The following is a 25,501-nucleotide window of genomic DNA, read 5'->3' on the forward strand; positions in this document are numbered from 1 at the left end:
TCCCACTGACGCCTGAGGAGTGCAGGATGAGCGTCGTCGAGCAGGCTCGGCGGGCCCGGGACGCGGCGGAGGCCCTCGCGGTCGCCACGCGTACGGTCAAGGACGCCGCGCTTCACGCGATGGCCGACGCGCTGGTGGCGCGTACCCCGGAGCTCCTGGCCGCGAACGCGACGGACCTGGCGGCCGGGCGCGAGGCCGGGCTGACCGGGGCGGTGCTGGACCGGCTGGCGCTCGACGCCGACCGGGTGGCCGGCATCGCCGACGCGCTGCGCCAGATGGCCGCGCTGCCCGACCCGGTCGGCGAGGTGGTCCGCGGCTCGACCCTGCCGAACGGGCTGGAGCTGCGACAGGTCCGGGTGCCGTTCGGGGTGGTCGGCATCATCTACGAGGCCCGGCCGAACGTGACCGTGGACGCGGCCGGGATCTGCCTGAAGTCCGGCAACGCGGCGCTGCTGCGCGGCTCCTCCTCGGCGGCCCACTCCAACGCCGCGCTGGTCGCCGTGCTCCGGGACGCGATCGCGGCGGCCGGCCTGCCGGCGGACGCGGTTCAGCTCCTCGACGCCAGCTCGCGGGACTCGGTGAAGGAGCTGATGCGCGCGCGGGGCCTGGTCGACGTGCTGATCCCGCGCGGCGGGGCCTCGCTGATCCGGACCGTGGTCGAGGAGTCGACCGTGCCGGTGATCGAGACCGGGGTGGGCAACTGCCACGTCTACGTGGACGCCGCCGCCGACGTCGCCAAGGCCGTGGCGGTCACCCTCAACGCCAAGACCCAGCGCCTCTCCACCTGCAACACCGCCGAGTCGCTGCTGGTCCACGCGAACGTCGCGGACGCCTTCCTGCCGGCGATGCTGGCCGCCTTCGCCGACGCCGGGGTCACCGTGCACGGCGACGCCCGGGTCGCCGCCCACTCCGCCGCAGTGGTCCCGGCCACCGAGGAGGACTTCGCCACCGAGTACCTCTCCGCCGACATCTCGGTCGCCGTCGTCGACTCGCTCGACGCGGCGGTCCGGCACATCCGGCGGTACGGCACCGGCCACACCGAGGCGATCGTCACCGACTCCCAGTCCGCGGCCCGGGAGTTCGTGGCCCGGGTGGACGCGGCGGCGGTGATGGTGAACGCGTCCACCCGGTTCACCGACGGCGGCGAGTTCGGTTTCGGCGCCGAGATCGGCATCTCCACGCAGAAGCTGCACGCCCGGGGCCCGATGGGGCTGCCCGAGCTGACCAGCACCAAGTACGTGGTCACCGGGGACGGCCACCTGCGCTGACCCGCCTGGGCGCCGACCCGCTCAGACAGTCGGTGTGGCCGGCTCGGGCGACGCGGGCGGCCCCGCCGGCTCCGGCCCGGACAGCGGCACGACGGGCGGCGGCACGGCGCCCGCCGGGGGCGCCGGACGCGGTGCCGGCACCGCGGGCGGGCTCGGCAGCGCGGCCGGCTGCGGCGACACGAACGGACTGCCGGACAACCGGGCCTCGGGGGCGCTCGGCCGGCAGGCCCGGATCGCGCGCAGCGTGGTGTGCACGTCGAACTGGTGGCCGTCGTCGCTGTCCCAGCCGCCGTCACTGCGCTGGGTCTCGGCGAGCCGCTGGCGCGCTGCCACCATCAGCCACTGCTCCTCGCCCACCTCGACCCGCCGCAGCGTGGCGGCCAGCCAGGCCACGTCGGCCGGGGACAGCTGCGGGATCCGCTCGGCCAGCACCGCCTGGATCCGCGCCGACTCGTAGTACATCTGCTGGCGGTGCAGCACGGCCGCGGCCAGCCAGCCGGCGGAAAGGAAGGACGGCCAGCTCCCGTCGGGGGCGAGCTGCGCGGCGAGCGCCTGCGCCGCCGCCTGCACCACCCCGGCGTACGCCCCACCGACCCGGTGGTCGAGCGGGCCGGCGGCGCGGGCGTCCAGCCCGGCGACGGTCAGCCAGAACCCGGCGTTGGCGGTCAGGTACAGCTGCGCCTCCGGGTCACCCGGGGTGGCCCACTCGGGGGCGAACCCGGCCAGTGACTGGTCCTCGTCCCAGCCGCCGTCGGGCAGCTGCCGGGCGGCCAGCCAGTCCAGGGCGTGCCGGGCGGCGGGGCGGCTCAGCCCCCCGAGGTCGTCCAGCTCGGACAGCCGGAAGCAGGTCGCGTCGACCGAGGCGACCTTGCCGTCGAGCAGGGCGGGCCAACCACCGCCGGGTGCCTGCCCGGCCTCGGCCGCGTCGAGCAGCTCGGCCGGCACCGGAGCACCGGTGCGCAGCCGGGAGAGGCGGGCGCGGTCCACCGCGTCCCCATGCGCCACGACGAAGCCGATGGCGGCGTCCAGATCGACCACGACGGAGACGCTACCTGCGGGAACGTGCTCCCGCCTCGGTATCTCGGCTGAGGAGGGCCCGGCTCACCGGCGGGTACGAGCGGGCCCTACCGGCATCGCGGAAGGCCCGCTCGGTCCGACTCAGTAGGTGGGCAGCGACGGGTCGATCTGCTTGATCCAGGAGAGCACGCCACCCTGGACGTGCACCGCGTCCTTGAAGCCGGCGGCCTTCAGCGCGGCGAGCGCCTCGGCGGAGCGGACGCCGGACTTGCAGTGCAGCACGATCTGCCGGTCCTGCGGGAGCTTGGCGAGCGCCTCGCCGGAGATGATCTCGCCCTTGGGGATGAGGGTCGCGCCGGGGATCCGGACGATCTCATACTCGGCGGGCTCCCGGACGTCGACCAGGAAGACGTCCTTGCCGGCGTCCTGCCACTCCTTCAGCTCCAGCGCGGTGATGGTCGAGTCGACCACCGCCTCCTGCGCCTCGACGGAGACCGCGCCGCAGAAGTCCTCGTAGTCCTCCAGCAGGTCGGTGACCGTGGGGTTCTCGCCGCAGAGCACGCAGTTGGGGTCCTTGCGGACCTTGATCTTGCGGTAGCTCATCTCCAGGGCGTCGTAGACCATCAGCCGGCCGACCAGCGGCTCGCCGATGCCGGTGAGCAGCTTGATCGCCTCGTTGACCTGGATCGACCCGATGGACGCGCAGAGCACGCCCAGCACGCCACCCTCGGCGCAGGACGGGACCATGCCGGGCGGCGGCGGCTCCGGGTAGAGGCAGCGGTAGCAGGGGCCGTGCTCGGCCCAGAACACCGACGCCTGGCCGTCAAACCGGTAGATCGAACCCCAGACGTACGGCTTGCCGAGCAGCACCGCTGCGTCGTTGACCATGTAGCGGGTGGCGAAGTTGTCGGTGCCGTCGACGATCAGGTCGTACTGGGAGAAGATCTCCTTGACGTTGTCCCGGTCCAGCGCGGTGTTGTGGATCTCCACGGTGACCAACGGGTTGATCTCGCGGATCGACGCGGCGGCGGACTCGGCCTTCGACCGGCCGACGTCGGAGACGCCGTGGATGACCTGCCGCTGGAGGTTCGACTCGTCGACGGTGTCGAAGTCGATGATGCCGAGGGTGCCGACGCCGGCGGCGGCGAGGTACAGCAGGGCCGGCGAGCCGAGACCGCCGGCACCGACGCAGAGCACCCGGGCGTTCTTCAGTCGCTTCTGCCCCTCGACCCCGACGTCCGGGATGATCAGGTGGCGCGAGTAGCGACGGATCTCGTCTACGGTCAGCTCGGCGGCGGGTTCGACGAGCGGGGGCAGCGACACGGTGGACTCCCCGGGATCGGCGGCGGGACCGGGTAATTGTCACTCGCCGCGTTAGGGATCGGCCATGATGAGCGACACGTAGCCCGACATGCGGGAGCGGGAATAGTTCAGACCCCCTCGGTCAACTCCCCCTCGTAGCGGACCCCGTCAACGTACGGCCAGGCGTTGGGCAGGCAGCCGTCCAGTCCGTACGTCTGCTGCTGCATCACCGGGGCCGGCTCGCCCGGCCTCGGGCAGGCCTGGTGCAGCTCGCCGAACTCGTGCCCGACCTCATGGTTGATCACGTATGTCCGGTAGACCTCGAGCGGCGCACCGTAGTCCGGCACCGCCTCCATCCAGCGCGCCAGGTTGATGACGACCCGGCCGGGCAGCCGGCAGGAGGTGTATCGCTGGGTGCTCAGGCCTCCGTCGGCGCACATCCGCTCCGAGGTGGCCGGGGTGGCCAGGTAGATGGTGAAGTCGGCGGCGGACGCCTCGGCCACCCGCTGCACCCGCAGTTCCCGGGAGGCGATCCAGCTCCGGGGGTCGCCGAGCACCGCGTCCACCGTGGCGGCGAACTCGTCCGCGTCCTGCCCGGTGTCCTGCTCCACCTCGACCCGGTAGCGGCGCAGCGGCCCCTCGTACCCCCGGACCGGTGATCGGCCGTCGGCCGCGGCGAAGCTGCCGGGGCCGACGGTCGGGTAGCCGGTCGGCGCCACCCGGGGTTCGTCGCGCCCGCCGTTCGCCGACCGCTGGTTCGAGGTGGCCATCGGGGGCCGGTCGGCGGACCGGTGGACCAGGACCGGCAGACCGGCCACGCTGCCACCCGCCGCCAACACGGCGATCAGGAGCAGGGCGGTCCGACGGCGCCGCCACGGCAGCCGGCGCGGCCCGGGCGGGACCGGGGCGACGGTCCCCGGACGGGCCGGCGAGCGGTCGAAGTCGAGCCGGGCCGGACCGCCGGGCGGCGGTTGACCGGGCTCCGCATTCGGGCCGGAAGGGGACGGCGAGGTCATACGGCCAGCGTGTCATGCGATTCGGGTGACCGGCCGCCTTTGCCGCAAGATAACGCGAATGGTTCTCATCATGCTGTCGGGGCGCATCAGAGCGCCGGGCCGGTGTACCGCTTGCCGTTGAGGTATGGCCACGGGTTCGGCCGGCAGCCGTTGAGGAAGAGGGTCTGCTGCTGCATCACCGGTGCCGCCTTCCCCGCCCCCGGGCACCCCTCGTGATGGTGCCCCAACTGGTGGCCGACCTCGTGGTTGATCACGTAGAGCCGGTACGTGTCCAGCGGCACCTTCGCCGCGACCAGATGCGGCGCCGAGGTACGCCAGCGGTCCAGGTTGATGACCACCTTGCCGGGCACCCGGCAGGACGTGTACGGCCGCCCGCCCACCCGGATGTCGATTCCGCCGGCGAGACACAGCCGGCCGGCGGTGTCCCGGGTGGCCAGGTAGACGGTGAAGTCATACCGCTCGCCGGGGGCCACCCGCTGCAACCGGAGCCGGCCACTGTCCACCCAACTCCCGGGCCCGGCCAGGGCCCGCTGCACGGCGTCGCCGAAGGCGGGCACCTCCTCGCCGGAGCCGTCCTCCACCGCCACCCGGAAGCGCCGCAGCACTCCTGCCCGGCCCAGCACCTCGCCCGGCCGGTCGTCGTACGCGAAGCTACCCCGCCCGTGCGCGGGCACCGGACCGGGCAGGCTCAGCACCGCCTCCGGGTTGACCGGGCCCGGCGTCGGCGACGGGCTCACCGGGGCGGACGGCGTCGGCGCCGGACTCGTCGGGGCGGACGGCGTCGACCCGGTGCTCGACGGCGCCGGCGGCTGGATCAGCCCCTCGTCGCCGACCAGCACCTCGGCCCAGGCCAACGGCCGTTGCACCGCGGCGGCCACGGCGATCCCGGCGGCGCTCAGGAACGCGAGCAGTACGATCGCGGACCGCCAGCGGGCTGCCGGGCGACGGGCGGCAACCGGCGCGGCGGCGCGGCGCGGACGGGGGGCGGAGGACATCGCGCTCAGCCTGCCATGTCCCGGCGGAGGGCGCTGTCCTCCGTTCCGGCGAGCAGGCAGTCCCGGGGGTCGGCGGGCGCCGCGCCGCCCCGGGCCTCGGCGGACACTCCGCTGCCCCGCGGCTCGGCGGGCACCGCTCCGGCCCGCGACCCGGCCGCCGCCGCGTCGGCCCGGGTCTCGGCGAGCAGTGCCAGGACGGCCCGCGCCACCGTCCGGGGCACCTCCAACTGGGCCACGTGCCCGACCCCGTCGAGCATCAGCAGGCGGCTGTCCGGGATCACCCGGGCGGCCTGCGGCGCCACCCGGACGTCCACCAGCCGGTCCTGCCGTCCCCCGACCACCAGGGTGGGCGCGCGCACCGCCGCCGCCAGCCGCCACAGCGAACCGGTGCCCGGCAGGTACGACCGCAGGAAGCTGGCGACCAGGCCCCGGAACGTCCGGACGTACACGGCGGCGTAGTGGTCCGCCTCGTAGCGGATCCGGATCTCCTCGATCGCCTCCTGCCGGCGCTGGTCACAGATCCGGGTCAGGTCGGCGATGCACGCCTCCATCACCTCCTGGGCCAGCATCTCGGGGGCGAGCTGGGTCAGCCGCCAGGCGGCCACCCGCTCCCCTCCGGGGAATGCCAGCAGCGGCAGCATCCGCCCCTGCACCGAGCGGCGGAAGTCCAGGAACGGCAGCGCCGGGGAGACCAGGGTCAGCGTCCGGACCAGGTCCGGCCGCAGCGCCGCCACCCGTACCGAGACGGCCCCGCCGAGCGAGTTGCCGAACAGGTGCACCGGGCCCCGGCCGCTGTGCTCGATCCAGCGGATCACCCGGTCCGCGAAGGCCGGCACGGTGTATCGCCGGCCGGGCTCGCTGCGGCCGAAGCCGGGCAGGTCGATCGCCTGCCCGTCGAGCCGGTCGGCGAGCAGGCCGGCCAGGTCCGTCCAGTTCTGCGACGAGCCGCCCAGGCCGTGCACGTAGAGCGCCGGCTCGGCGCCGGGGCCGGTGGCCGGGGTCTCCCGGACGTACGTCACCGTGCCGTCGAGGCGTACTTCCCGGCCCGGCCAGGGCGGCGGGACATGGTGCGCGGGCAGGAGATGATCCGGCCAGAGGGCGGCGCGTTTCATGGCTCCAGTGTTCCCGCGCCCCGGCCGCCCGACACCGGTCTTCGGCTCAGGCGAGCAGCGCTTCCAGCCGGCGGTTCACCGCGGCCAGGGTCGCCCGGACCGCCGCCTGCCGGGGATCGCCGGCCACCAGCGCCGAACCGGCCAACTGCTCCACCCAGCCGGCGCAGACCAGCAGCACCACCACGGTCGCCACCTCGCAGTTGCCGAACGGCACCACCGCGGCGTGCTCGACGAAGCAGCGTCCCCGCTCCCCGGTCGAGGCCGCGCGGCCGAGCAGCTCGTCCACCGCCGCCGCGGCGGCCACCGCGCAGAGCCGCAGCACGTAGCCGTCGACGGCCGGCCCGGTGGCGTGCCCCTCCGCCGTCCGGTCCCCGGCGATCAGGCGTACCTCCACGGTGGCGTCGAGGCCGAAGGTGCTCATCTGGACGTGGTCGATCAGCACCCGGGGCCCCGGCGCGCCGCCGGTGTCCAGCGGTCGGGAGGGTGCGGTCTCCGTCGTGGTCATCTGCCCGCCCGAGTACGACGTACCGAGCGTGACCGGGCTTCCGGTGGCCGCGCCGGCCGGGGCGGCGGCGAGCGACGACTCCTCCACCGCGGCCCGGCCCCGGTGGGTCGCGGCCTGCCGGCGCCGGCGGGGCGGCTCGGCAGCCGGCTCGGCGCCCTCGGCCGGCAGCTCCGCGGGCCGGCCGGCTCGCGCCTCAGGCGCGCCGAACGGGCCCTCCGCCGACCGGCTCGGGACCGGTCGGGGCGCACCCGGTCGGTCCGCGGCCACCCGCGGCTCGCCGGTGGCCCGCTCCGGGCGCGGCTGGGCCGACCGGCGACGGACCGGGGGCGGTGCGGCGGCAGGAGCACCGGGCAGGTTCTGCGGGGCCGCGGCCAGCCCCATCCGCTCCTGGAGCAGGCGGGCCACCATCCGGCTCACCTCCGCCGGGTCGGCGCCGTCGGCGAGGTCGAGCCGGAGGCTGTGCGCCCCGGCCGGGGTACGGCGCAGCGCCGCGTCCCGGACGCCGGCCACCTCCCGGACGGCGTCGAGGATGGCGTTGACGTCGAAGCCCTCGGGCCGCTCGCGCAGCGGCGCGGGCTCGTCGTCACGGCGCAGGTGGGTGGCGATGCGGGCGAGTTCCGGGGTTTCGGCGGGCGGTTCCACAGCTGGCGGCTCCGGCACGACGGGCACGTCCGGTTCGGCGGGGACGCGCTGCGGCAGCACCGCCGCGGCGGGGTCCGTCGGCCGGGTCTCGGCGGCCGGCTCGGCCGTCGGCACCGGTTCGGGGGCGGACCGGCGGGCCGCGTAGGGGGGCGCGCTCGTCGGGGCGGACGCGGGAGTGCGGTCGACGCGGGACCCACCGCTGGCGACGGGGCCCGGTGTCTCGTCGGTGCGTGGCCGGTACGACGCGCCCTCGCGCTCCTCCGCCCGGGCGCCGGCCGGCGGGCCGTACCCGGCGGGCGGGGCGCTGGCCGGGGCCTCCCGCGGCACCGGCGGGGCGCTGGTCGGAGCGGCGTGCGGCGGCGCGCTGAACGGGGCCACCGGCACCGGCGGCCCGGCCCAGGAGGGCCGTTCGCGGCTCTCCCGCGCCACCGGCTCGTACGCCGGGCGGGACTCGGCGTCGCTCCGGGACACCTCGTACGGCCGGGCCGGCTCGGGGCGCGGTGGCCCGTACCCGGACGACGGCTCGGCCCGGACCGGCTCGTGCGGGCGGGTCGGCTCGCCGCGCGGCGGCTCGTAGGGCGTGGGCTGCTCGGCCGGCTCGGGTGTCCACTCGGCGGCGCGCTCGTCGCGGGCCCGGCGGCCGACCGGCTCCTCCTCGCGGGCGCGGCGGCCCGTTGTCTCGTCATCCCGGGCCCGGCGGCCCGCCGGTTCCGCCTCGCGCGACCACGCCGGCGCCCAGCCGCCGCCCCAGCCGGGCTCGGACCACTCCGGCTCCTCGGCCGGCGACGGCCGGCGTTCGTCCGCCGGCGCGCGCCGGTCGTCGGCCGCCGGGGTGCGGGGCTCCTCGGGCGGGCCCGCAGCCGGCCCGGCCGGCGGCGCCGACGAGGGGCGCTCGGCCCAGCCCCGGGAGAGCGACGGCGGCTCGGCCGGCGAGTCGGCCGGGGCCCAGCGCGACAGCGCCGGCGGCTCGCCCGGCCCCCGGTCGGCCCAGCCCCGGGACCCGGACGGCGGCTCGGCCGGTGACTCCGGCGAGCGCTGGTCGGCCCAGCCCCCGGACGCGGTCGGCGGCCCGGCCGGTGGCTCGGGCGGGCGCGGGTCGGCCCAGCCCCGGGAGAGTGACGGGGGCGGCTCGGCGGCGGCCCGCTCGGCGGCCGGGGCGTGGAAGCCGGGCGGGACCTCGAAGCCGGAGGCGGCCGCGCCGACCGGCGGCACCTGGAGGGCCGGCGGCGCGGAGGTGGGGCCCCTGCCCTCCGCCCGGCGCGACACGCGGCCGGGCAGCGCTTCGTCCGATGAATGCCGGGCCGGCGGCGGCTCCGCCTCGGCGGACGGCTGCTCCACCGCGGGGGCGGGCCGCTGGGCCGGGACGACCAGGCGGTCGGCGTCGGTCTCCCGGCGTGGCTCGTCGACGGGCGGGGCACTCACCGGCGCCTGGCGGGTCACCGGCGACTCCTCCCCGGCGTGGTCCACGCCGTTGACGTGGCGGCCGTTGACCCGACCCGACGGTTCCTCGGCGGGCAGCCCGGGCAGCGGGGCCGGGAGGTCGCCGTGGCGGGGCGACGAGGCGCCCCAACCGGTGAGATCGGCGCGGGGCCAGGCGGCCGGCGGCTCCGCGCCCCGGGCCCAGCCGGACGCCGGGGGCGCCCACCCGCCGCCGGTGCGGGCCAGGTCGTCGTGCTGACCCGTCCCGTCGCCGTGCTCTCCCGGGGTGGCGGCTCCGGGTTGCCCTGAATCACTCACCGCGCGCTCCTTGGTCGCCCCCGCTGAGGCTACCGTGTGGCGACAGTGGCGATAAGTTACAGCGGCGGGCCAATTCCGCGACGGGTTCACGAGCCCCGACCGGTTCGGGTGATAAGTGCCGGCTCGTACGATGAAACTCGGAGGTTCCCATGACCGCTGTGGGGAACGGTGCACAGACCGCCGGCCGGCCCACCCGCCTGCCCCGCTCGGCGCGCCGCAAGCAACTGCTCGCCGCCGCCCAGGAGGTGTTCGTCGCGCAGGGCTACCACGCTGCCGCGATGGACGACATCGCCGAGCGGGCGGGAGTCTCCAAGCCCGTGCTCTACCAGCACTTCCCGGGCAAGATGGAGCTCTACCTCGCGCTGCTGGACACGCACTGCGACGCCATCGTGGCGAAGGTGCGCGACGCGATGCGCGGCACCAACGACAACAAGGAGCGGGTCAGCGCGTCGGTGCGCGCCTACTTCGACTTCGTCGATCACGAGAGCGAGGCGTTCCGCCTGGTCTTCGAGTCGGACCTGCGCAACGACCCGGCCGTCCGGCAGCGGGTGGAACGGGTCGAGCAGGGCTGCATCGCCGCGATAACCGACACCATCATCTCGGACACCGGCGTGAGCCGGGCACACGCCGAACTGCTCGCCTCCGGCCTGGTCGGCGCCGCCGAGACGGCCGCCCAGTTCTGGCTGGCCAGCGGCCGGCAGGTGCCCAAGGCGGAGGCCGAGGCGCTGGTGGCCGCCCTCTCCTGGCGGGGCATCGCCAGCTTCCCGCTGCAAGGCGAGTCAGCCTGAACATCGGTACACCAGATCGGATAGCCTTCTCACGGCGGCTTTTTCGCCCCAGTTGAGGAGGCACCGTGGAGGTCAAGATCGGCGTGCAGTACGCGCCGCGTGAGCTGGTCCTGGAGAGCGGGCAGTCGCCGGCCGAGGTCGAGCAAATCGTGACCGACGCGATCGCCAAGGGGGAGGGCACGCTCTCCCTGACCGACGAGAAGGGCCGGCGGGTCATCGTGCCGGTCGGCAAGGTCGCCTACGTCGAGATCGCCGAGGCCGCACCCCGCGCGGTCGGGTTCACCGTCCGCTGATTTCCTGCCGGAGGCGCCGCGGCGGGCACCCCGCCACGGCGGCTCCGGGCGTCAGTTGTTCAACCCCGCGGCGGTCATCCGCGCGGTGTGCGCGTCGGTCAGCCGGCGGAACAGCGCCGGCACGTCCACCCCCTCCCGGCGCGCGATCAACGCGGTGAGCGCCCCCCGGTCCGCGGCGGCGACCCGGCCGGCCTGGGACAACGCCTCCCCGACCAGCCGCCGCGCCCACATGGAGAGCCGGTTGGCCACCCGGGGGTCGGCCTCGATGGCGGCCCGGATCTCGGTGGCGGCGAACTCGGCGTAGCGCGAGTCGTGCAGCACGTCGAGGATGAGCTGCCGGTCCGGCCCGTCGAGCCCGTCGGCGATCTCCCGCAGGAAGTCGTCGCTGACGGCGTCCCCGACGTACGCCTTGGTCGCCGCCTCCAGCCAGTCCTTCGGCTCGGTCGAGTCGTGGTACGCCTGCAACGCCTCGACGTACGGGCCCATCGCCTCGTCGGGCCGTACGCCCAGCGCCGTGATCCGGTCGGCGATCCACCGGTAGTGCGCGATCTCGGCGGCGGCCATCTCGCTGAGCGCGGCCCGCCGGGGCAGGTCGGGGGCGAGGCGGGCGTCGGCGGCCAGCCGGTCGAAGGCGAGCAGTTCGCCGTAGGCCACGAGGCCGAGCAGGTCGACCAGGGCGGGATCGGGGGCGGACACGAGCGCAGGCTACCGCCCGGCCGCCACCCCCGCTGACCCCGTCGATCTGTGGCCCAGGTCACGCCCGCTGCCCCCGGAACAGCAGCCCAGCAGCGGAATCAGGACGACCCAGGGGCTGTTCAGGTAGTATGGAACAGTTGCCGTGGGCACCGATCCGATCAGCAGCGGACATCAACCGAGCTGATCACTGTCCGGCCCCCGGCGCGCGTGCGGCCCGGTCCGGCTCGGCGTACCGCCCCCGACCGTGTGGCCCGCGCCAAACCGACCGCGCCCTGAGGACATGAGGGGCGCACCACGAGAGGGCACCCCCAAATCCATATGAGCGAGCAGATTCAAGGCCAGGAACTGGCCCCCACCGCTCCGGTTCGTCCGGAAGCTCCCACTTTCGCCGAGCTCGGCGCCCGCCAGGAGACCGTCGAGGCCCTCGCGGCCGCCGGCATCACCCGCGCGTTCGCCATCCAGGAGTACGCGCTGCCGATCGCGCTGCGCGGCGTCGACCTGATCGGCCAGGCGCCGACCGGCACCGGCAAGACCCTCGGCTTCGGCATCCCGCTGCTGGAGCGGGTGTTCGCCCCGTCCGAGGGCAGCGACGGCGTGCCGCAGGCGCTGGTCGTCGTACCCACCCGCGAGCTGGGCATCCAGGTCGCCAGGGACCTCGACGCCGCCGGCCGCACCCGGGGCGTCCGGGTGCTGGCGATCTACGGCGGCGTGGCCTACGAGCCCCAGATCGAGGCGCTGCGCAAGGGCGTCGAGATCCTGGTCGGCACCCCGGGCCGGCTGCTGGACCTGGCCAAGCAGAAGCACCTGCGGCTCGACCGGGTGCACGCGCTGGTGCTCGACGAGGCCGACCGGATGCTCGACCTGGGCTTCCTCGACGACGTCGAGAAGATCCTCGCGATGCTGCCGGAGGACCGGCAGACCATGCTCTTCTCGGCCACCATGCCGGACCCGATCGTCGCCCTGTCCCGGCGCTTCCTGCGCCGGCCGGTGACGATCCACGCCGGGCACACCGCCGAGACCGGTCCGTCGCCGCAGACCCAGCAGCTGGCCTACCGCACCCACTCGATGAACAAGGTCGAGATCGTCGCCCGCATCCTCCAGGCCGAGGGCCGAGGCCTGACCATGATCTTCACCCGCACCAAGCGGGCCGCCGACCGGGTCGCCGAGGACCTGGACTTCCGCGGCTTCGCGGTGGCCGCCGTGCACGGCGACCTGGGCCAGGGCGCCCGGGAGCGGGCGCTGCGGGCGTTCCGCGCCGGCAAGATCGACACGCTGGTCGCCACCGACGTGGCCGCCCGGGGCATCGACGTCACCGGCGTCACCCACGTGATCAACTACGACTGCCCCGAGGACCAGGACACCTACACCCACCGGATCGGCCGTACCGGCCGGGCCGGGGCGACCGGCGTCGCGGTGACCTTCGTCGACTGGGACGACATGCCGCGCTGGCGGATCATCGACAAGACCCTCGGGCTCGACATGCCCGAGCCGCCGGAGACATACCACACCTCCGCGCACCTCTACACCGACCTGGACATCTCCCGCGAGATCACCGGCACGCTGCCGACCGCCGAGCGCACCCGCGCCGGGCTGTCGGCGGAGGTCGAGGAGGACCTGGGCGGTGGCCGGTCGCGGCGCGGCGAGCGCGGTACGCGGCGCGGCGAGGGCCGGGGCCGGGAACGCGGGCGGGGTCGGGGCGGCGACGCCGCCGCGACACCCGCCGACGGCGACAGCGGTGCCGAGCCGTCCGAGGCGCCCGAGGGCAGCCGCACGCCGCGCCGCCGCCTGCGCCGCCGGGCCGGTGAGACGCTCGCCGGCGAGCCCACCGCGGCGGTCACCGCCGAGGTCGGGGCCGAGCCGGCCGCGTCGGCCGCCGCCGAGGGCGAGGGCCCGACCAAGCCGCGCCGCCGCCGGCGCCGCCGCAGTAGTGGTTCGGGCAGCGGTACGCCGGCCGAGGCGACCGCCGACTGACAGCGATGGGCGACGGCCCTCGGACCGGTCCCGGTCCGAGGGCCGTCCCCGCTTCAGATCGACTCCACGTCCCGCACGTCGCGGTGTCCGGGCTCCCTGACACCGCAACATCCCGCACCCCGAGTGGACCAACAGACCGCTGCGTCCATGGCTGCAGAGCGCTCTGCAGCCACGGGCGCAGTGCGGCAGGGATGGCGACGCGGGACACCCGCGAGACGGGGCGCGGCGGTGGCCCGCCCGGCGACGAGGAAGATGAGGCCATGCCGGAACCGTTGGACGCCGCCCTGACCGAGGTACGGGCGCTGCTGCTCGACCCCGCCCTGACCCGGGCGGTCGCCGCCGGGCGGCGCCGCGGCGAGCGTCCCTCAGTGGTCCGCGCCGAGCTGCGCCCGGTCACCCTGAAGGCCGGCCTGCGGCTACAGATCGCCACCTCGGACGGCGTCCGGCCGTACACCCGCAACGTGGCGCCGGGCGCGGAGGCCGGCGCGGCGGTCGACGCGCTGCTCGCCGAGCCCTTCGGCAACTGGCATGTGGAGACGGCCGACACCACGCTCCAGCTCCGGGTGACCAAGTCGGGCGAGGCGCAGGTGCACCGGGCGGCGGCGAGCCGACCGGCGCCGGAGCCGGGCGGCCACGACCGGGCCAAGGACTACCTGCTCGACCCGGGCGACCCGATCTTCGCCGAGATCGGCGGCTCGGCGGCCAAGCGCCGCCAGGTGGACGCGTTCCTGCGCGCGCTGGCGGCCACCCTGCCCGACGACCTGGCCGGGCCGTTGCGCGTGGTCGACCTCGGCTGCGGCAACGCGTACCTGACGTTCGCGGCGTACCGCTATCTGATCCGGCGCGGGCTGGACGTGACGCTGGTCGGGGTGGACGTCCGCGAGGACCAGCGCCGCCGCAACACCGAGCTGGCCGAGCGGCTGGGCTGGGCCGACCGGGTGAGCTTCGTGGCCGGCACCATCGCCAAGGCGGTGGTCGAGCCGGCACCCGACCTGGTGCTGGCGCTGCACGCCTGCGACACCGCCACCGACGAGGCGCTGGCCCGCGCCGTCCGGTGGAATGCCCGGTGGGTGCTCGCCGCCCCCTGCTGCCACCACGACGTGGCGGCCCAGCTCCGCGCCCGGACGACCCCGGGGCCGTACGAGCTGCTCACCCGGCAGGGCATCCTGCGCGAGCGGTTCGCGGACGTGCTGACCGACGCGCTGCGGGCCGGCCTGCTCCGGCTGCACGGCTACCGGGCCGACGTGGTGGAGTTCGTCGACTCCCGGCACACCCCGCGCAACCTGCTGATCCGGGCCCGGCACACCGGGCACACGCCGACCGCCGACCAGCGGGCGGAGTATCGGGAGCTGGTCGACCAGTGGGCCGTGACGCCCCGGCTGGAGACCCTGCTGTCCGGATCGCCGACCTGACGGCGGCCGGTCGCGGTAGTTGATTCGGGACAACCGATCTGCCGTCCCGGCCGTCCCGCCACCCGACCGATCAGTCAATTACTTCGGCCCTCGTTCGTACTACCCTGTCGGAGGCCGCACCGTCCGGTGCTTGCGCCGGAGAGGGAAGACCCGGAGGGATGGGTTCCGCAGAGGTTTCGCCGCAGATGGCGTTCGCCCGCTTCGTGCGGCGCGCCATCGACGACGCCCGCGAGGAGCGCGGCTGGACGGTGACCGAGCTGGCCACGCACACGGGCGTGGGGCGGTCCACGGTGTTCCGCTGGCTGGCCGGTGACTGGCAGGACTACCCGGAGCTGGCCAAGGTGCGCGGCTTCTGTGCCGCACTCGATCTGCCGGTGGCGGCCGCCTTCCGCGCTCTCGGCCTGCCCGACGCCGGCCAGGTCCCCCGCCGCCGCGCCGAGGACGCCCCGGTGGAGGCGGACGTCCGGGTGATCCTGGCGCGGCTGGCCGATCCCACCGTCCCGGCCGAGGAGAAGCACCACATCCGGGACCTGCTCCGCTACCTGGCACGCCGCCCGGTCCGCCGGGCCGGCTGACGCCTCAACCGACCGTCACGGTGAACGCGGCGGTACGCACCACGCCGCCGACCTGGAAGTCGAAGAACATCCGGTAGCGGCCCGGCCCGGGCGCGCTGAGCGAGAACGTGACCGGGTCGCCGTCCCGCCGGGTCTCCGGGTGCACGTGCACGTAGCCGAGGTCGCCCTCGCGGAGCGCGACCAGGTGGCCGTACGCGCCGAGGTAGGGCTCCAGCGCCGCGGCCGTGCCGCCGGGGGTGAGCACCTGGAACCGCAGCGGGGTCGCCGCCCCCGCCGTCGGGGTGCCCTCGTATCCGACGGTGAACCCGTCGACCGTGGTCGAGGTGGCCGGGGCCGGCAGCGGCCGGGGCGCGTACCCGCCGGGCGCGGCCAGGTCGGTGCCGAGGGTGACGGCGGTCTGCCGGCCGTCGTCGGCGACCGCGGTGAAGTCGGCGTACGCCCGCCAGACTCCCGCCTCGGGCAGGGTCAGCGGCACCGACCAGGTGCCGTCCGCCGCCATCGTCGGGTGCAGGTGCTGATAGCCGGTGAGGTCGCGGCGCACCACGATGAGGTGCATCGGCTTGTCGTGCACGACGGCGAACCGGGTGACCGGTCGCCGCCGCTCGTCCCGGATCTGGAACCGCAGCTCACCGGCCCGGCCGGGGGTGAACTCCACCGTCAGGGCGGTGAGCGTGTAGCCGGCCGAGCTGAGCGAGAGCCCGACCGCGTCCGCGCCGTCGCCCTGGGTGACCGTGGCCCCGCCGTGCGAGTGCGCGCCGGTGCCCGGCGCGTGGCTGTGCGTCGCGGTCGTCGGGGCGGCGCCGGACGCGGTGGTCGGCGGCGGGTTCAGCCGTCCGAGGCCGAAGCCGAGCAGCACGGCGAGCACCAGCCCGCCCACCGTCAGGGCGAGCCGCAACGTGGCCCCGTCCACCATGCCGGGGCCCGCCCCGGGTGGCGGGTCGCGGTCGAGCACGGCCGGCGACGCGTCGGGACCGGCCGGGGTGGTTGACGCGTCGGGACCGGCCGGGGCCGGTGCCTCGGGACGGGTGACGGACGGCGACTCAGGCAACGCCGCCGGCCAGTTCGTAGCCCGCCTCGTCGACGGCGGCCCGGACGGTCTCGACCGGCAACGCATCGCTGCTGGTGACGGTGGCCGTACCCGCGGCGAGATCGACCCGGACCTCCTCGACGCCGGGCAGGGCGGACAGCTCCTCGGTCACCGCCCGCACGCAGTGCTCGCAGGTCATCCCGCTGACGGCGTACGTCTGGGTGACGGGTCGCTGCTCGGTCATGCGCCCACGGTACCGCCAACCGGGGTGCCGCCCGGGGCACCGTCGGAGACGGTGGCGACGCTCGCAATCCGGCCGGCCCGGGAACTTACCCCGGCCGGTGGACGACTACCCCAGATCGAGGGCGCGACCGGAAGCCGTCGACGGATCAGCCGGCGATCGCGAGGGCCAGCGGGAGCACCTCCGGGGCGCCGGCCCGGCGCAGCAGCCGAGCCACCATGGTCATGGTCCAGCCGGAGTCCACCAGGTCGTCGACGAGCAGCACCGGCCCGTCCAGCCCGACCAGGGCGTCGGCCAGCTCGTCGGGCAGCGCGAAGGCGTCGTGCAGGGCGCGTACCCGCTGGGCGCTGTTGCCGCGCGGCCCGCCGGCCCCGGACGGGCCGGTCCGGGCGACCCGGCCGAGCAGCGGCAGCCGGCCCACGGTGGCGATCCGCTCGGCGAGCGAGCCGACCAGCGCCGGACGGGTGCGGGAGCCGACCGCCACCACGCCGACCGGCCGGCGCGGCCACGGGTCGTCGCCGTGCGCCCACGCCTTCAGCACCTCGACCACGGCCGCCGCAACGTCGTCGGGGACCGCGCCGTCCGCCGCGTCCGGCCCGACCAGGCCGCGCAGCCGACCACCCCAGCCCAGGTCGGAGAGGCGACCCACGGCCCGGCCGGGCAGCGCCTGCTCCGCCGGGGGGATGCGTCCCTTCAGGGGTACGCCCACCGCGTCGAGGCCGGTCGGCCAGAGCTTCTTCGGCGCGATCGCCACGCCGGGGCGGCCGAGGAAGGTCTGCGCGGCGGTGAGCGCGGTGTCGCTTACCTCGGCGCCGACCACCGGGCCCGCGCAGTTGTCGCAGCGGGCGCAGTCGTCCGCCCCGCCGTCGTCCAGGCATTCCCGCAGGTAGCGCATCCGGCAGCCGGTCGTGCTCGCGTACCGGAGCATGGCCTGCTGCTCGGCGGCGCGCGCCTGGGCGACGCGCCGCAACCGGGGCTCGTCATAGACCCAGGGCTCGCCGGTGGCGAGCCAGCCGCCGCGCACCCGGCGCACCGCGCCGTCCACGTCGAGCACCTTGAGCATCAGCTCCAGCCGGGCCCGGCGCAGGTCGACGATCGGTTCGAGGGCCTGGGTGGAGCTGGGCCGGTCCGGGTGCAGCGCGGCGAGCACCGCCCGCACCTGCTGCTCGGGCGGGAAGGCGAGGGAGGCGAAGTACCGCCAGATCGCCGCGTCCTCGGCGCCGGGGAGGAGCAGCACCTCCGCGTGCTCCACGGCCCGGCCGGCGCGGCCCACCTGCTGGTAGTAGGCGATGGGCGAGGGCGGCGCGCCGAGGTGCACCACGAAGCCGAGGTCCGGCTTGTCGAAGCCCATGCCGAGCGCGCTGGTGGCCACCAACGCCTTGATCTTGTTGTCCAGCAGGTCCTGCTCGGCGGCGCGGCGGTCGGCGTCGTCGGCCTGGCCGGTGTACGCGGCCACCTGCCAGCCCCGGGCGCGAAGGAACTCCGCCGTCTCGCCGGCCGCCGCGACGGTGAGCGTGTAGATGATTCCCGAACCGGGGAGCCCGTCGAGGTGGTCGGCGAGCCAGGCCAGCCGGTGGGCCGGGCTCGGCAGGTCGACCACGCCCAGCCGCAGCGACTCCCGGTCGAGGGTGCCGCGCAGCACCAGGGCGTCACCGAGCTGCTCGGCGACGTCCTCGGTGACCCGGGCGTTGGCGGTGGCGGTGGTGGCGAGCACCGGGGTCCGGCCGGGCAGGTTGCCGAGGAAGGTCCGCAGCCGGCGGTAGTCCGGCCGGAAGTCGTGCCCCCAGTCGGAGACGCAGTGCGCCTCGTCCACCACCAGCAGCCCGGTGGTGGCGGCCAGCTTCGGCAGCACCCCGTCCCGGAAGTCCGGGTTGTTGAGGCGCTCCGGGCTGATCAGCAGCACGTCCACCGTTCCGGCGTGGATCTCGGCGGTGATCTCGTCCCACTCGTCGAGGTTGGCCGAGTTGATGGTGCGGGCCCGGATGCCGGCTCGGGCCGCCGAATCGACCTGGTTGCGCATCAGCGCCAGCAGCGGCGAGACGATCACTGTCGGGCCGGCTGCCTCGCCTCCCACGCCGGCGGCGGGCCCGGCGGCGCCGGCCTGGCGGAGCAGCGCGGTGGCCACGAAGTAGACCGCCGACTTGCCCCAGCCGGTGCGCTGCACGCAGAGCACCCGCCGGCGGTCCACCACCAGCGCCTCGATGGCCCGCCACTGGTCCTCACGGAGCCGGGCGTGCTCACCCGCCAGCCGCCGCAGCACCGCCTCGGCCCGCTCCCGTACGGCCACCCGATCCTGGCTCATCCGGCATTTCTACCAGGCACCCGGGCGGCGTCCGGGATCACGAGGGCAAGTTGCCCGGCGGGGGCGGCAGGAAGAGCAGCACCTCACGGAGCGGATCGCTCACGGCGGGCGGCAGGAGGCACCGCGCGGCCAACTCCTCCATCGAGGCGTACGCGCCGCGCACACGCCGGTCCAGCACCAGGTGCTGCGCCTGCGCCGGGCTCAGCCCGGGCAGCCCGATGATCACCTGGTCCGCCACCGCGTTGATGTCGACGAGACCACCGTCGTCGTACGCCCGGGGCAGGTCGGGGCGGCCGATGCGCAGTTCCCCGCGCGCCGTCGGGTAGTGGTAGAGCAGGTAGCGGGCATGCTCTCGGCGCAGCCGACGGTCGTCCGCCGGCGGCCGGCGGCCCCAGTGGGCGCGGAACCAGTGGAGCAGCCGGCCGTTGAGCAGCACGACGTGCACCGCGCCCGCCAGCCCGGTGATCAGCCAGATGGTGATCAGGAAGCCCTCGAAGTCGGTGACCTCGTCGGTCTCGCTGCCGCCGACGCCGGCCAGGAAGGACACGGCCACCGCCAGGTAGTAGGCCGCGGCGAGCCCATTGCGCCAGCTCCGTCGCCAGATCGCGTACAGGAGCACCACCAGCCAGGTGAGGAGGCCGAAGGAGGCCAGGGCGGTGAGCGCGGACACGACGGTGGTGCCGATGCTCAGCCAGCGTGGCACGCCGCGGCGCGCGACCGCGGGCATCGGCACCGGCGGCGGGCCGCCGGCGGGCCAGCCGGCGGTGTCGGGCGGTAGCCAGCCGACGGACGGCGGAGGGACCGGTCCGGCAGCCGGGACCGACGGCGGCGCCGATATGGGCGGTGCGGCCGGGTGCTCAGGTGCGACCGGTGCGGCAGGCGCGGCCAGGTGCCCGGGTGCGGCGGGCGCGGCCGGGTGCTCGGATGCGACCGGCGCGGCGGGCGCGGCGGGCGCGGCCGGCGCGGCGGGCGCGGCGGGCGCGGCGGGCGCGGCCGGCGCGGCGGGCGCGGCGGGCGCGGCCGGCGCGGCGGGCGCGGCGGGTGCGGCGGCGGTGAGCCTCTCGGTCGGGCGCGCCGACTGGACCGGCACGGCCCGGGTCGGGTCCGGTGCGGTGAGCGCGCGCTGCGGAGGCGGGAGCAGCAGCGTGGCGTCCGAGCGCAGCATCCGTCCGTGCAGCTCCCGTAGCACCTCGCCGGGCTCAATGCCGTACTCCTCGCGGAGCAGGACGGCGAACTCCCGGTACGCGGCGAGCGCCTCCGCCTGCCGGCCGCTGCGGTACAGCGCCAGCATGAGCTGGTACCGCAGCCGTTCCCGGACCGGGAACTCGGCCACCAGCTCCACCAGTTCGCCGACCAGCTCGCGGTGCCGCCCGCTGTCCAGTTCCAGCTCGGCGCGGGTCTCCAGGGCGACGGCCCGCAGCTCCACGAGGCGGTGCCGCGCGGTGTCGAAGTACAGCCCCGAGAACCCGGTGAACGGGTCACCCTGCCACAGGTCCAGGGCGGCGGTCAGCTCCGCCAGCGCCTCGGCGGTACGCCCGGCCGCGTGCTGCTGCCGGGCCCGGTGCACACCGCGCTCGAAACGGACCGCGTCGACCGACTCCGGCGGGACCCGCAGCAAGTAGCCGGCGTCGGTGAGGGTCAGCACCCGCCCCGGCGTACGCGGGGACCGGTCCGGTTCCAGCACCCGGCGCAGCCCGGCGACGTACTTCTGCACGACGTTGGGGCCGTTCGCGGGCGGGTCCTCCGGCCAGACCGCCTCGACGACCTGTCCGGTGGAGACCGGGCGGCCGGCGGAGAGCAGCAGCACGGCGAGTACCGCCCGCTGCTTGCCGGCGCCGAGATCGAGTGGGCGGTCCGCGTACCAGGCTCGCTGCGGCCCGAGGATCTCGAAGCGCAAGACCTGTGACATGCGAGTTTCCGCTCCTACACCCCGCCCCGTACGCCGACGGCGGCCCGCGGCAGTCGAACCGCAGCATATCGGCAGCGGGACGGCCGTGGTGACCTGCCAAGATCTCCCCGCAACAGCCCCTTCGGAAAGTGAGTCAACGAAATGACGCAGCGTATCGGCACCGCCGCGACGATCCGGCGGGTCGCGGGCATCGCGACGGCCGTGCTGGCCGCCACCACCCTGTCCGCCGGGTGCGGCACGATCAAGGACGGCGCCTCCACCGGCACCGGATCCACCCCGGCGGCGTCCCCGTCCGTCGACCCGAAGCAGGCGCTCCTCGCAACAGTCCCGGACGAGGCCACGAGCGCGTTCCGGTTCACCGGCAAGGACGCCTCCAGCAATCTGAGCGGGCGGATCGATCCGGCCTCGAAGGCGCTGGAGATGAACATGGCGATGCCACCCGAGGACGGGATCACCGTGAAGATGTCCTTCCTGGTCATCGAGGACAAGGTCTGGATGAAGGCGAAGTTCAGCGGTAAGCCGGGCCTGCCGAAGCTCCCGGAGAAGTGGATGGCGCTGGACAAGGCCAAGCTGACCGACGCCAGCGGCGTGCCGAGCTACGACGGCGCGGACCAGGGCAACGCGGGCCCGCTGCTCGACGCGGCGACCTCCGTCGAGCAGCAGGGCCCCGGGAAGTACGCCGGGTTCATCGACGTGACCGGCGGCGAGGCGGCCAAGGCGCTGGACGACGGCGAGGCGGCGGCGCTCGGCGAGGCCGGCAAGCACGTGCCGTTCACCGCGCAGGTGGGGCCGGACGGGCACCTCACCTCGCTGGTGCTGGAGATGCCCGCGGCCGGTAAGCAGAAGGCGTACCAGTACGTCGTCGCCTACACCGACTTCGGCAGCACGGAGAAGATCACCGCGCCGACCGGGAGCGCGGTGACGAAGGCACCTTCGCTGGCGTACGAGCTGTTGAACGGCTGACCCACGACGGGAGGGGGCGGCGGCCACACGGGGGGCCGCCGCCCCCGCGTCGTTTCTCGGGTCAGCGGCCGAGGACCGAGCCGCCGTTGACCCGAGGACCTGGCCGGGCCGAGCTCCGTCGATCATGAGGTTAGCCCGCTCGGCGCCGGCGTGTCGTGCCGCCAATCTCATGATCAACGAGACGGGAGAGCCCGGGAGGTAGGGGTCAGTGGCGGCGGAGGGCGGACAGCACTGGGGCTAGGCGGGATCGGAGGCTGGCCAGGCCGCCGGGGAAGAAGTAGACGGCCAGGATGAAGACGGTGCCGAGGACGAAGAGCGGCTGGGACAGCGGGTGGCTGAGGAACGCCGGGAGGCTGTTCACCGCGTCGCTGGTGCCGAAGGCGGTCAGCCGGTGGTCCAGGTACATGTAGAGGATGCCGCCCAGCACCGGACCCCACCGGGTGCCCGGACCGCCGAGCACCACCATGACCAGCAGCGACAGGGTCAGCTCGGACGACGTGACGTGCGGGCTCGCACCGCCCACGATCAGGCAGTAGACCACCCCGCCCGCCGTCGCCAGCCCGCCGGCCAGGGTGAACGCGACCAGCTTGAAGCGGTACGGGTCGAGCCCCAGCACCCCGATCCGGCGCTCGTCGTCGCGCAGCCCGGCCAGCACCCGGCCGGTGGGCGAGCCGCTCACCCGGTGCACCACGAAGACCACGAGGGTCAGGTATGCCAGCGCCAGCCAGTAGAGGTTCACCGTGTTGGCGACCCCGACAAGCGCGGACGGCAGCCCGGACACGTCCAGCGGCAGCCCCTCCTCGCCGCCGGTGAGGCCGCCGAAGTCGCGAGCCACCAGGATCGCCCCGACCTGGGCGAAGGCCAGCGTCACCATGGCGAACGCGATCCCCACGGTGCGCAGCGCGACCGCGCCGAGCAGCGTGGCGAGGATCGCCCCGCCGACGACGGTGAACAGGGCGGCCTGCCACAGCGGCAGCCCGAACCGGGTGATCAGGATGTCGGTGCCGTACACGCCGGCGGCGAAGTAGAGAGCGTGCCCGAAGGAGAGCATCCCGGTCCGCCCGAAGAGCAGGTCGTAGCCGGCCGCGAGGCCGCCGAACACCAGGCAGATGGCGAGCAGTTGCAGGGTGCCCGGCGAGTTCAGCGGCCCCTCGAAGACGCCCGGCAGGTTCAGCGTCGAGTACGGCAGGATCGCCGCCACCACCAGGGCGGCCAGCGGCGCGTACGGGCGCAGCCCGAGCCAGCGGGAGTGCCCGGGGGTCAGCTCGTCGGGCACCGCTGCGGGCGGCGCCGCGACCTCGGGACTCTTCACCTCGGTCATGCGTGAGCCACCTTTCCGGCCAGGCCCTGCGGACGCAGCAGCAGCACCACGGCGAGCAGCCCGACGACGCAGAGGTCGCCCAGCCCGGACGTGCCGTAGTAGTTGACGAACTGTTGCAGCAGCCCGACCGCGACCGCCGCGTACGCGGACCCGACCACCGAGCCCATCCCACCGATGACCACCACGATGAACGCGAAGATCAGCAGCGAGCCGCCCTGCCCGGGCGAGACGGTGCCGAAGTAGACCCCGCCGAGCGCGCCGGCCAGCGCGGCGGCCGCCCCGCCGATCGCGAAGACCAGGGTGAACGCCTTGCGTACGTCGATGCCGAGCGCGGTCACCATCTCCCGGTTCTCCACGCCGGCCCGGATGATCAGGCCGTACCTGGTGAACCGGAGGAAGGCGAGCAGACCGCCGAGCACCAGCACCGCGGCGATGATCAGCAGCAGCCCGGCGTTCGGCACGTTCGCGCCGAGGATCGAGGTCACCTCGCGGGTCCACGCGGGGCGCGGGAACGGCCGCGGGTCGGCGCCCCAGGTGGCCTGGAGCAGTGCCACCCCGGCCAGCGACAGGCCGACGGTGACCAGCACCTGCTCGATGGTGCGGGAGTAGAGCGGTCGGATCAGCACCAGCTCGACCAGCACCGCCATCAGCGCCCCGGCGAGCACGCCGAAGGCGACCGCCACCACGAACCCGAAGCCGCCCGACCCGGCGCCGGGCAGGTTGGCCGCCGCCCACCAGGTCGCGTACGCGCCGACGCCGAGGAACAGGCCGTGCGCGAAGTTGAGCACGTCGGCCAGGCCGAAGACCAGGGAGAGGCCGGAGGCCACCAGGAAGTAGAGCGCCGCCAGGCCGAGCCCGGTCAGCGCCAGCAGGATCACCGTGCTCACGCGATGCCATCCTTCGTTCGCGACTGCGCGGCTCGCGGACCCGGCTCGCTCCTCGCGCTCACCGTCACCTCCGAGCCGACGCCCAGCAGCGACTTGGTCAGCGTGGTCTCCAGCAGCAGTTCCTGCGCGTCGCCGGTCCAGGCCACCTTGCCGGTGGAGAGCACCACCGCGTCCCTGGCCAGCCGCCGGACCACCGCCAGGTTCTGCTCGACCAGCAGCACCGGCACGGATTCCGCCACCCGTTCCAGCACCTCGGCCACCTCGGTCACCACCTTCGGCGCCAACCCCTTGGTCGGCTCGTCGATCAGCAGCAGCCGGTTGTCGTTGAGCAGCACCCGACCGATGGCGAGCATCTGCTGCTGCCCGCCGGAGAGCGAGCCGGCCCGTTGCCGTCCGCGCCGGTCCAGCTCGGGGAAGAGGGCGAAGACCTTGTCGTACGCCGGGGTGGTGCCCCGCCGTTCGGCGAGCCGCAGGTTCTCCGTGACGGTGAGGCCGGCGAAGACGCAGCGGTCCTCCGGCACGTAGCCGAGGCCGTCGCGGACCAGCCGGTGGGTGGGGCGGGCGAGCAGGCTGCGCGCGCCCATCCGGATCGTGCCGCGCACCTCGCCGTTGCGGGGCGTCAGCCCGACGATCGCGCGCAACGTGGTCGTCTTGCCGACGCCGTTGCGGCCGAGCAGCACGGTCACCCCGGTCGGCGCGACCTCGAACGACACCCCCTGGAGGATGTGCAGCCCGGCGATCCGCACCGACAGGTTCTCGACGCTGAGGACAGGCTCACTCATAGCGATTCCCCCAGGTACGCCTCCTGCACGGTGGCGTTGGCCATCACCGTGTCCGGGGTGTCGCAGGCCAGCAGCGCCCCGTGGTGCATCACGGCGATCCGGTCGGCCAGTTCCAGGATCACGTCCATGTGGTGCTCCACCATGAGCACCGACCGCCCGCTGTCGCCGGTCAACGACTTGATGACGGCGACCAGTTCGGGCACGTCCTCGGCGCTGACCCCGGCCATCGGCTCGTCGAGGAGCATCACCCGGGGCTCCCCGGCGAGCAGCAGGGCGATCTCCAGCTTGCGCTTCTCGCCGTGGGCCAGCGCGCCGGCGAGCGCCGTACCCCGGTGGGCCAGGCCGACCCGGTCGAGCGCCGCGTCGGCGGCGGCGGCCACCTCCCGGTCGGCCGCCGCCCGCCGCCACAGCTTCATCGAGCCACCCCGATGCGCCTGTACGGCGAGCCGGACGTTCTCCCGCACCGTCAGCGAGCCGAACACCGAGGACGCCTGGAAGGTGCGCCCCAGCCCGAGGCGCGCCCGCCGGTGCGGCGGGAGGGCGGTGACGTCCTCCCCGTCCAGCAGGATCCGCCCCTCGGTGGGCCGGCGCAGGCCGGTGATCAGGTTGAACAGGGAGGTCTTGCCGGCGCCGTTCGGCCCGATCACGCCGAGGAACTCGCCGGGCGCGAGGTCGAGATAGACGCTGTCGACGATGGCGACCTCACCGATCCGCCAGGTCAGACCGCGGGTGGCGAGCAC

At 75.1% G+C, this 25,501-nt stretch carries 20 protein-coding genes and 2 pseudogenes; 7 read left to right on the forward strand and 15 right to left on the reverse strand.

Annotated elements, in window-relative coordinates; all coding sequences use genetic code 11:
• The first annotated feature begins 26 nt into the window (after positions 1-26).
• Complete coding sequence (locus ACFYM6_RS12740) at positions 27-1,268, forward strand: glutamate-5-semialdehyde dehydrogenase (protein WP_387274927.1); 1,242 nt, start codon at positions 27-29, stop codon at positions 1,266-1,268.
• A 219-nt stretch (positions 1,269-1,487) separates the two neighbouring features.
• Here the strand turns inward: ACFYM6_RS12740 and ACFYM6_RS12745 are convergent.
• From ACFYM6_RS12745 to ACFYM6_RS12770, 6 genes and pseudogenes are all read right to left on the reverse strand, one after another.
• A pseudogene (locus ACFYM6_RS12745) lies at positions 1,488-2,348 on the reverse strand (hypothetical protein); the annotation flags it as partial.
• 78 nt (positions 2,349-2,426) lie between these two features.
• Positions 2,427-3,608, reverse strand: a complete 1,182-nt coding sequence (gene moeZ, locus ACFYM6_RS12750) for an adenylyltransferase/sulfurtransferase MoeZ (RefSeq protein ID WP_387274929.1) — start codon at positions 3,606-3,608, stop codon at positions 2,427-2,429.
• Between the two features lie 107 nt (positions 3,609-3,715).
• Positions 3,716-4,603: a DUF3152 domain-containing protein gene (locus tag ACFYM6_RS12755; protein WP_387274930.1), complete on the reverse strand. Its 888-nt coding sequence runs from the start codon at positions 4,601-4,603 to the stop codon at positions 3,716-3,718.
• 86 nt (positions 4,604-4,689) lie between these two features.
• Positions 4,690-5,598, reverse strand: coding sequence for a DUF3152 domain-containing protein (locus tag ACFYM6_RS12760; protein ID WP_387274932.1), 909 nt, complete (start codon positions 5,596-5,598; stop codon positions 4,690-4,692).
• Between the two features lie 137 nt (positions 5,599-5,735).
• Positions 5,736-6,710: pseudogene (locus ACFYM6_RS12765) on the reverse strand (alpha/beta fold hydrolase); the annotation flags it as partial.
• Positions 6,711-6,756: 46 nt separating this feature from the next.
• Positions 6,757-9,594 carry a hypothetical protein gene (locus ACFYM6_RS12770; RefSeq protein WP_387274934.1) on the reverse strand — a complete coding sequence of 946 codons (2,838 nt, stop codon included), beginning with the start codon at positions 9,592-9,594 and terminating at the stop codon, positions 6,757-6,759.
• A 149-nt stretch (positions 9,595-9,743) separates the two neighbouring features.
• On the opposite strand from ACFYM6_RS12770, the gene ACFYM6_RS12775 reads away from it, so the two are divergent.
• Positions 9,744-10,382, forward strand: coding sequence for a TetR/AcrR family transcriptional regulator (locus ACFYM6_RS12775; protein WP_073834371.1), 639 nt, complete (start codon positions 9,744-9,746; stop codon positions 10,380-10,382).
• A gap of 65 nt (positions 10,383-10,447) precedes the next feature.
• Positions 10,448-10,675 (forward strand): DUF3107 domain-containing protein, encoded by a 228-nt coding sequence (locus ACFYM6_RS12780; RefSeq protein WP_073834372.1) that lies wholly within the window; start codon positions 10,448-10,450, stop codon positions 10,673-10,675.
• Positions 10,676-10,726: 51 nt separating this feature from the next.
• On the opposite strand, the gene ACFYM6_RS12785 is transcribed toward ACFYM6_RS12780, so the two are convergent.
• Positions 10,727-11,371 carry a ferritin-like fold-containing protein gene (locus tag ACFYM6_RS12785; protein ID WP_387274936.1) on the reverse strand — a complete coding sequence of 215 codons (645 nt, stop codon included), beginning with the start codon at positions 11,369-11,371 and terminating at the stop codon, positions 10,727-10,729.
• A 318-nt stretch (positions 11,372-11,689) separates the two neighbouring features.
• Here ACFYM6_RS12785 and ACFYM6_RS12790 point away from each other — a divergent pair, with 318 nt between their 5' ends.
• From ACFYM6_RS12790 to ACFYM6_RS12800, 3 genes are all read left to right on the forward strand, one after another.
• A complete protein-coding gene (locus ACFYM6_RS12790; protein WP_387274938.1) occupies positions 11,690-13,342 on the forward strand; it encodes a DEAD/DEAH box helicase in 1,653 nt (550 codons plus the stop codon).
• Positions 13,343-13,602: 260 nt separating this feature from the next.
• A complete protein-coding gene (locus tag ACFYM6_RS12795) occupies positions 13,603-14,754 on the forward strand; it encodes a class I SAM-dependent methyltransferase (protein ID WP_387274940.1) in 1,152 nt (383 codons plus the stop codon).
• Positions 14,755-14,912: 158 nt separating this feature from the next.
• Positions 14,913-15,329 (forward strand): helix-turn-helix domain-containing protein, encoded by a 417-nt coding sequence (locus ACFYM6_RS12800; protein ID WP_387274942.1) that lies wholly within the window; start codon positions 14,913-14,915, stop codon positions 15,327-15,329.
• A gap of 4 nt (positions 15,330-15,333) precedes the next feature.
• Here ACFYM6_RS12800 and ACFYM6_RS12805 read toward each other — a convergent pair whose 3' ends face one another.
• The 4 genes from ACFYM6_RS12805 to ACFYM6_RS12820 form a co-directional block, all read right to left on the reverse strand.
• Complete coding sequence (locus ACFYM6_RS12805; RefSeq protein WP_387274944.1) at positions 15,334-16,377, reverse strand: hypothetical protein; 1,044 nt, start codon at positions 16,375-16,377, stop codon at positions 15,334-15,336.
• The gene (locus ACFYM6_RS12810; protein ID WP_073834377.1) at positions 16,370-16,600 is read right to left on the reverse strand and encodes a heavy-metal-associated domain-containing protein; all 231 of its coding nucleotides are present in this window, start codon (positions 16,598-16,600) and stop codon (positions 16,370-16,372) included. The genes ACFYM6_RS12805 and ACFYM6_RS12810 overlap by 8 nt, the downstream gene beginning before the upstream one ends.
• A gap of 145 nt (positions 16,601-16,745) precedes the next feature.
• Positions 16,746-18,899: a DEAD/DEAH box helicase gene (locus ACFYM6_RS12815; RefSeq protein ID WP_387274945.1), complete on the reverse strand. Its 2,154-nt coding sequence runs from the start codon at positions 18,897-18,899 to the stop codon at positions 16,746-16,748.
• A 37-nt stretch (positions 18,900-18,936) separates the two neighbouring features.
• Entirely contained in the window at positions 18,937-20,808 is a 1,872-nt protein-coding gene (locus ACFYM6_RS12820) for a BTAD domain-containing putative transcriptional regulator (RefSeq protein ID WP_387274947.1), read from the reverse strand.
• 141 nt (positions 20,809-20,949) lie between these two features.
• Here ACFYM6_RS12820 and ACFYM6_RS12825 point away from each other — a divergent pair, with 141 nt between their 5' ends.
• Positions 20,950-21,771 (forward strand): hypothetical protein, encoded by an 822-nt coding sequence (locus ACFYM6_RS12825; protein ID WP_387274949.1) that lies wholly within the window; start codon positions 20,950-20,952, stop codon positions 21,769-21,771.
• A gap of 205 nt (positions 21,772-21,976) precedes the next feature.
• Here ACFYM6_RS12825 and ACFYM6_RS12830 read toward each other — a convergent pair whose 3' ends face one another.
• Genes ACFYM6_RS12830 through ACFYM6_RS12845 form a run of 4 tightly spaced genes read right to left on the reverse strand, consistent with a single transcriptional unit; the run spans position 21,977 to position 25,501 of the window.
• Positions 21,977-23,092, reverse strand: a complete 1,116-nt coding sequence (locus ACFYM6_RS12830; RefSeq protein ID WP_387274951.1) for a branched-chain amino acid ABC transporter permease — start codon at positions 23,090-23,092, stop codon at positions 21,977-21,979.
• Positions 23,089-23,979, reverse strand: coding sequence for a branched-chain amino acid ABC transporter permease (locus ACFYM6_RS12835; protein WP_387274952.1), 891 nt, complete (start codon positions 23,977-23,979; stop codon positions 23,089-23,091). Before ACFYM6_RS12835 ends, ACFYM6_RS12830 begins: the two co-directional genes overlap by 4 nt.
• Entirely contained in the window at positions 23,976-24,761 is a 786-nt protein-coding gene (locus ACFYM6_RS12840) for an ABC transporter ATP-binding protein (RefSeq protein ID WP_387274953.1), read from the reverse strand. Before ACFYM6_RS12840 ends, ACFYM6_RS12835 begins: the two co-directional genes overlap by 4 nt.
• Positions 24,758-25,501, reverse strand: coding sequence for an ABC transporter ATP-binding protein (locus tag ACFYM6_RS12845; RefSeq protein ID WP_357438345.1), 744 nt, complete (start codon positions 25,499-25,501; stop codon positions 24,758-24,760). The genes ACFYM6_RS12840 and ACFYM6_RS12845 overlap by 4 nt, the downstream gene beginning before the upstream one ends.

It is taken from the genome of Micromonospora sp. NPDC006431, from assembly GCF_042870725.1.
GTDB lineage: Bacteria > Actinomycetota > Actinomycetes > Mycobacteriales > Micromonosporaceae > Micromonospora.

Coding starts and splice junctions, on each gene's coding strand:
- ACFYM6_RS12740 (WP_387274927.1), top strand. CDS start 27: ATGAGCGTCGTCGAGCAGGCTCGGCGGGCCCGGGACGCGGCGGAGGCC.
- ACFYM6_RS12755 (WP_387274930.1), bottom strand. CDS start 4,603: ATGACCTCGCCGTCCCCTTCCGGCCCGAATGCGGAGCCCGGTCAACCG.
- ACFYM6_RS12760 (WP_387274932.1), bottom strand. CDS start 5,598: ATGTCCTCCGCCCCCCGTCCGCGCCGCGCCGCCGCGCCGGTTGCCGCC.
- ACFYM6_RS12775 (WP_073834371.1), top strand. CDS start 9,744: ATGACCGCTGTGGGGAACGGTGCACAGACCGCCGGCCGGCCCACCCGC.
- ACFYM6_RS12790 (WP_387274938.1), top strand. CDS start 11,690: ATGAGCGAGCAGATTCAAGGCCAGGAACTGGCCCCCACCGCTCCGGTT.
- ACFYM6_RS12795 (WP_387274940.1), top strand. CDS start 13,603: ATGCCGGAACCGTTGGACGCCGCCCTGACCGAGGTACGGGCGCTGCTG.
- ACFYM6_RS12800 (WP_387274942.1), top strand. CDS start 14,913: ATGGGTTCCGCAGAGGTTTCGCCGCAGATGGCGTTCGCCCGCTTCGTG.
- ACFYM6_RS12810 (WP_073834377.1), bottom strand. CDS start 16,600: ATGACCGAGCAGCGACCCGTCACCCAGACGTACGCCGTCAGCGGGATG.
- ACFYM6_RS12815 (WP_387274945.1), bottom strand. CDS start 18,899: ATGAGCCAGGATCGGGTGGCCGTACGGGAGCGGGCCGAGGCGGTGCTG.
- ACFYM6_RS12820 (WP_387274947.1), bottom strand. CDS start 20,808: ATGTCACAGGTCTTGCGCTTCGAGATCCTCGGGCCGCAGCGAGCCTGG.
- ACFYM6_RS12825 (WP_387274949.1), top strand. CDS start 20,950: ATGACGCAGCGTATCGGCACCGCCGCGACGATCCGGCGGGTCGCGGGC.
- ACFYM6_RS12830 (WP_387274951.1), bottom strand. CDS start 23,092: ATGACCGAGGTGAAGAGTCCCGAGGTCGCGGCGCCGCCCGCAGCGGTG.
- ACFYM6_RS12840 (WP_387274953.1), bottom strand. CDS start 24,761: ATGAGTGAGCCTGTCCTCAGCGTCGAGAACCTGTCGGTGCGGATCGCC.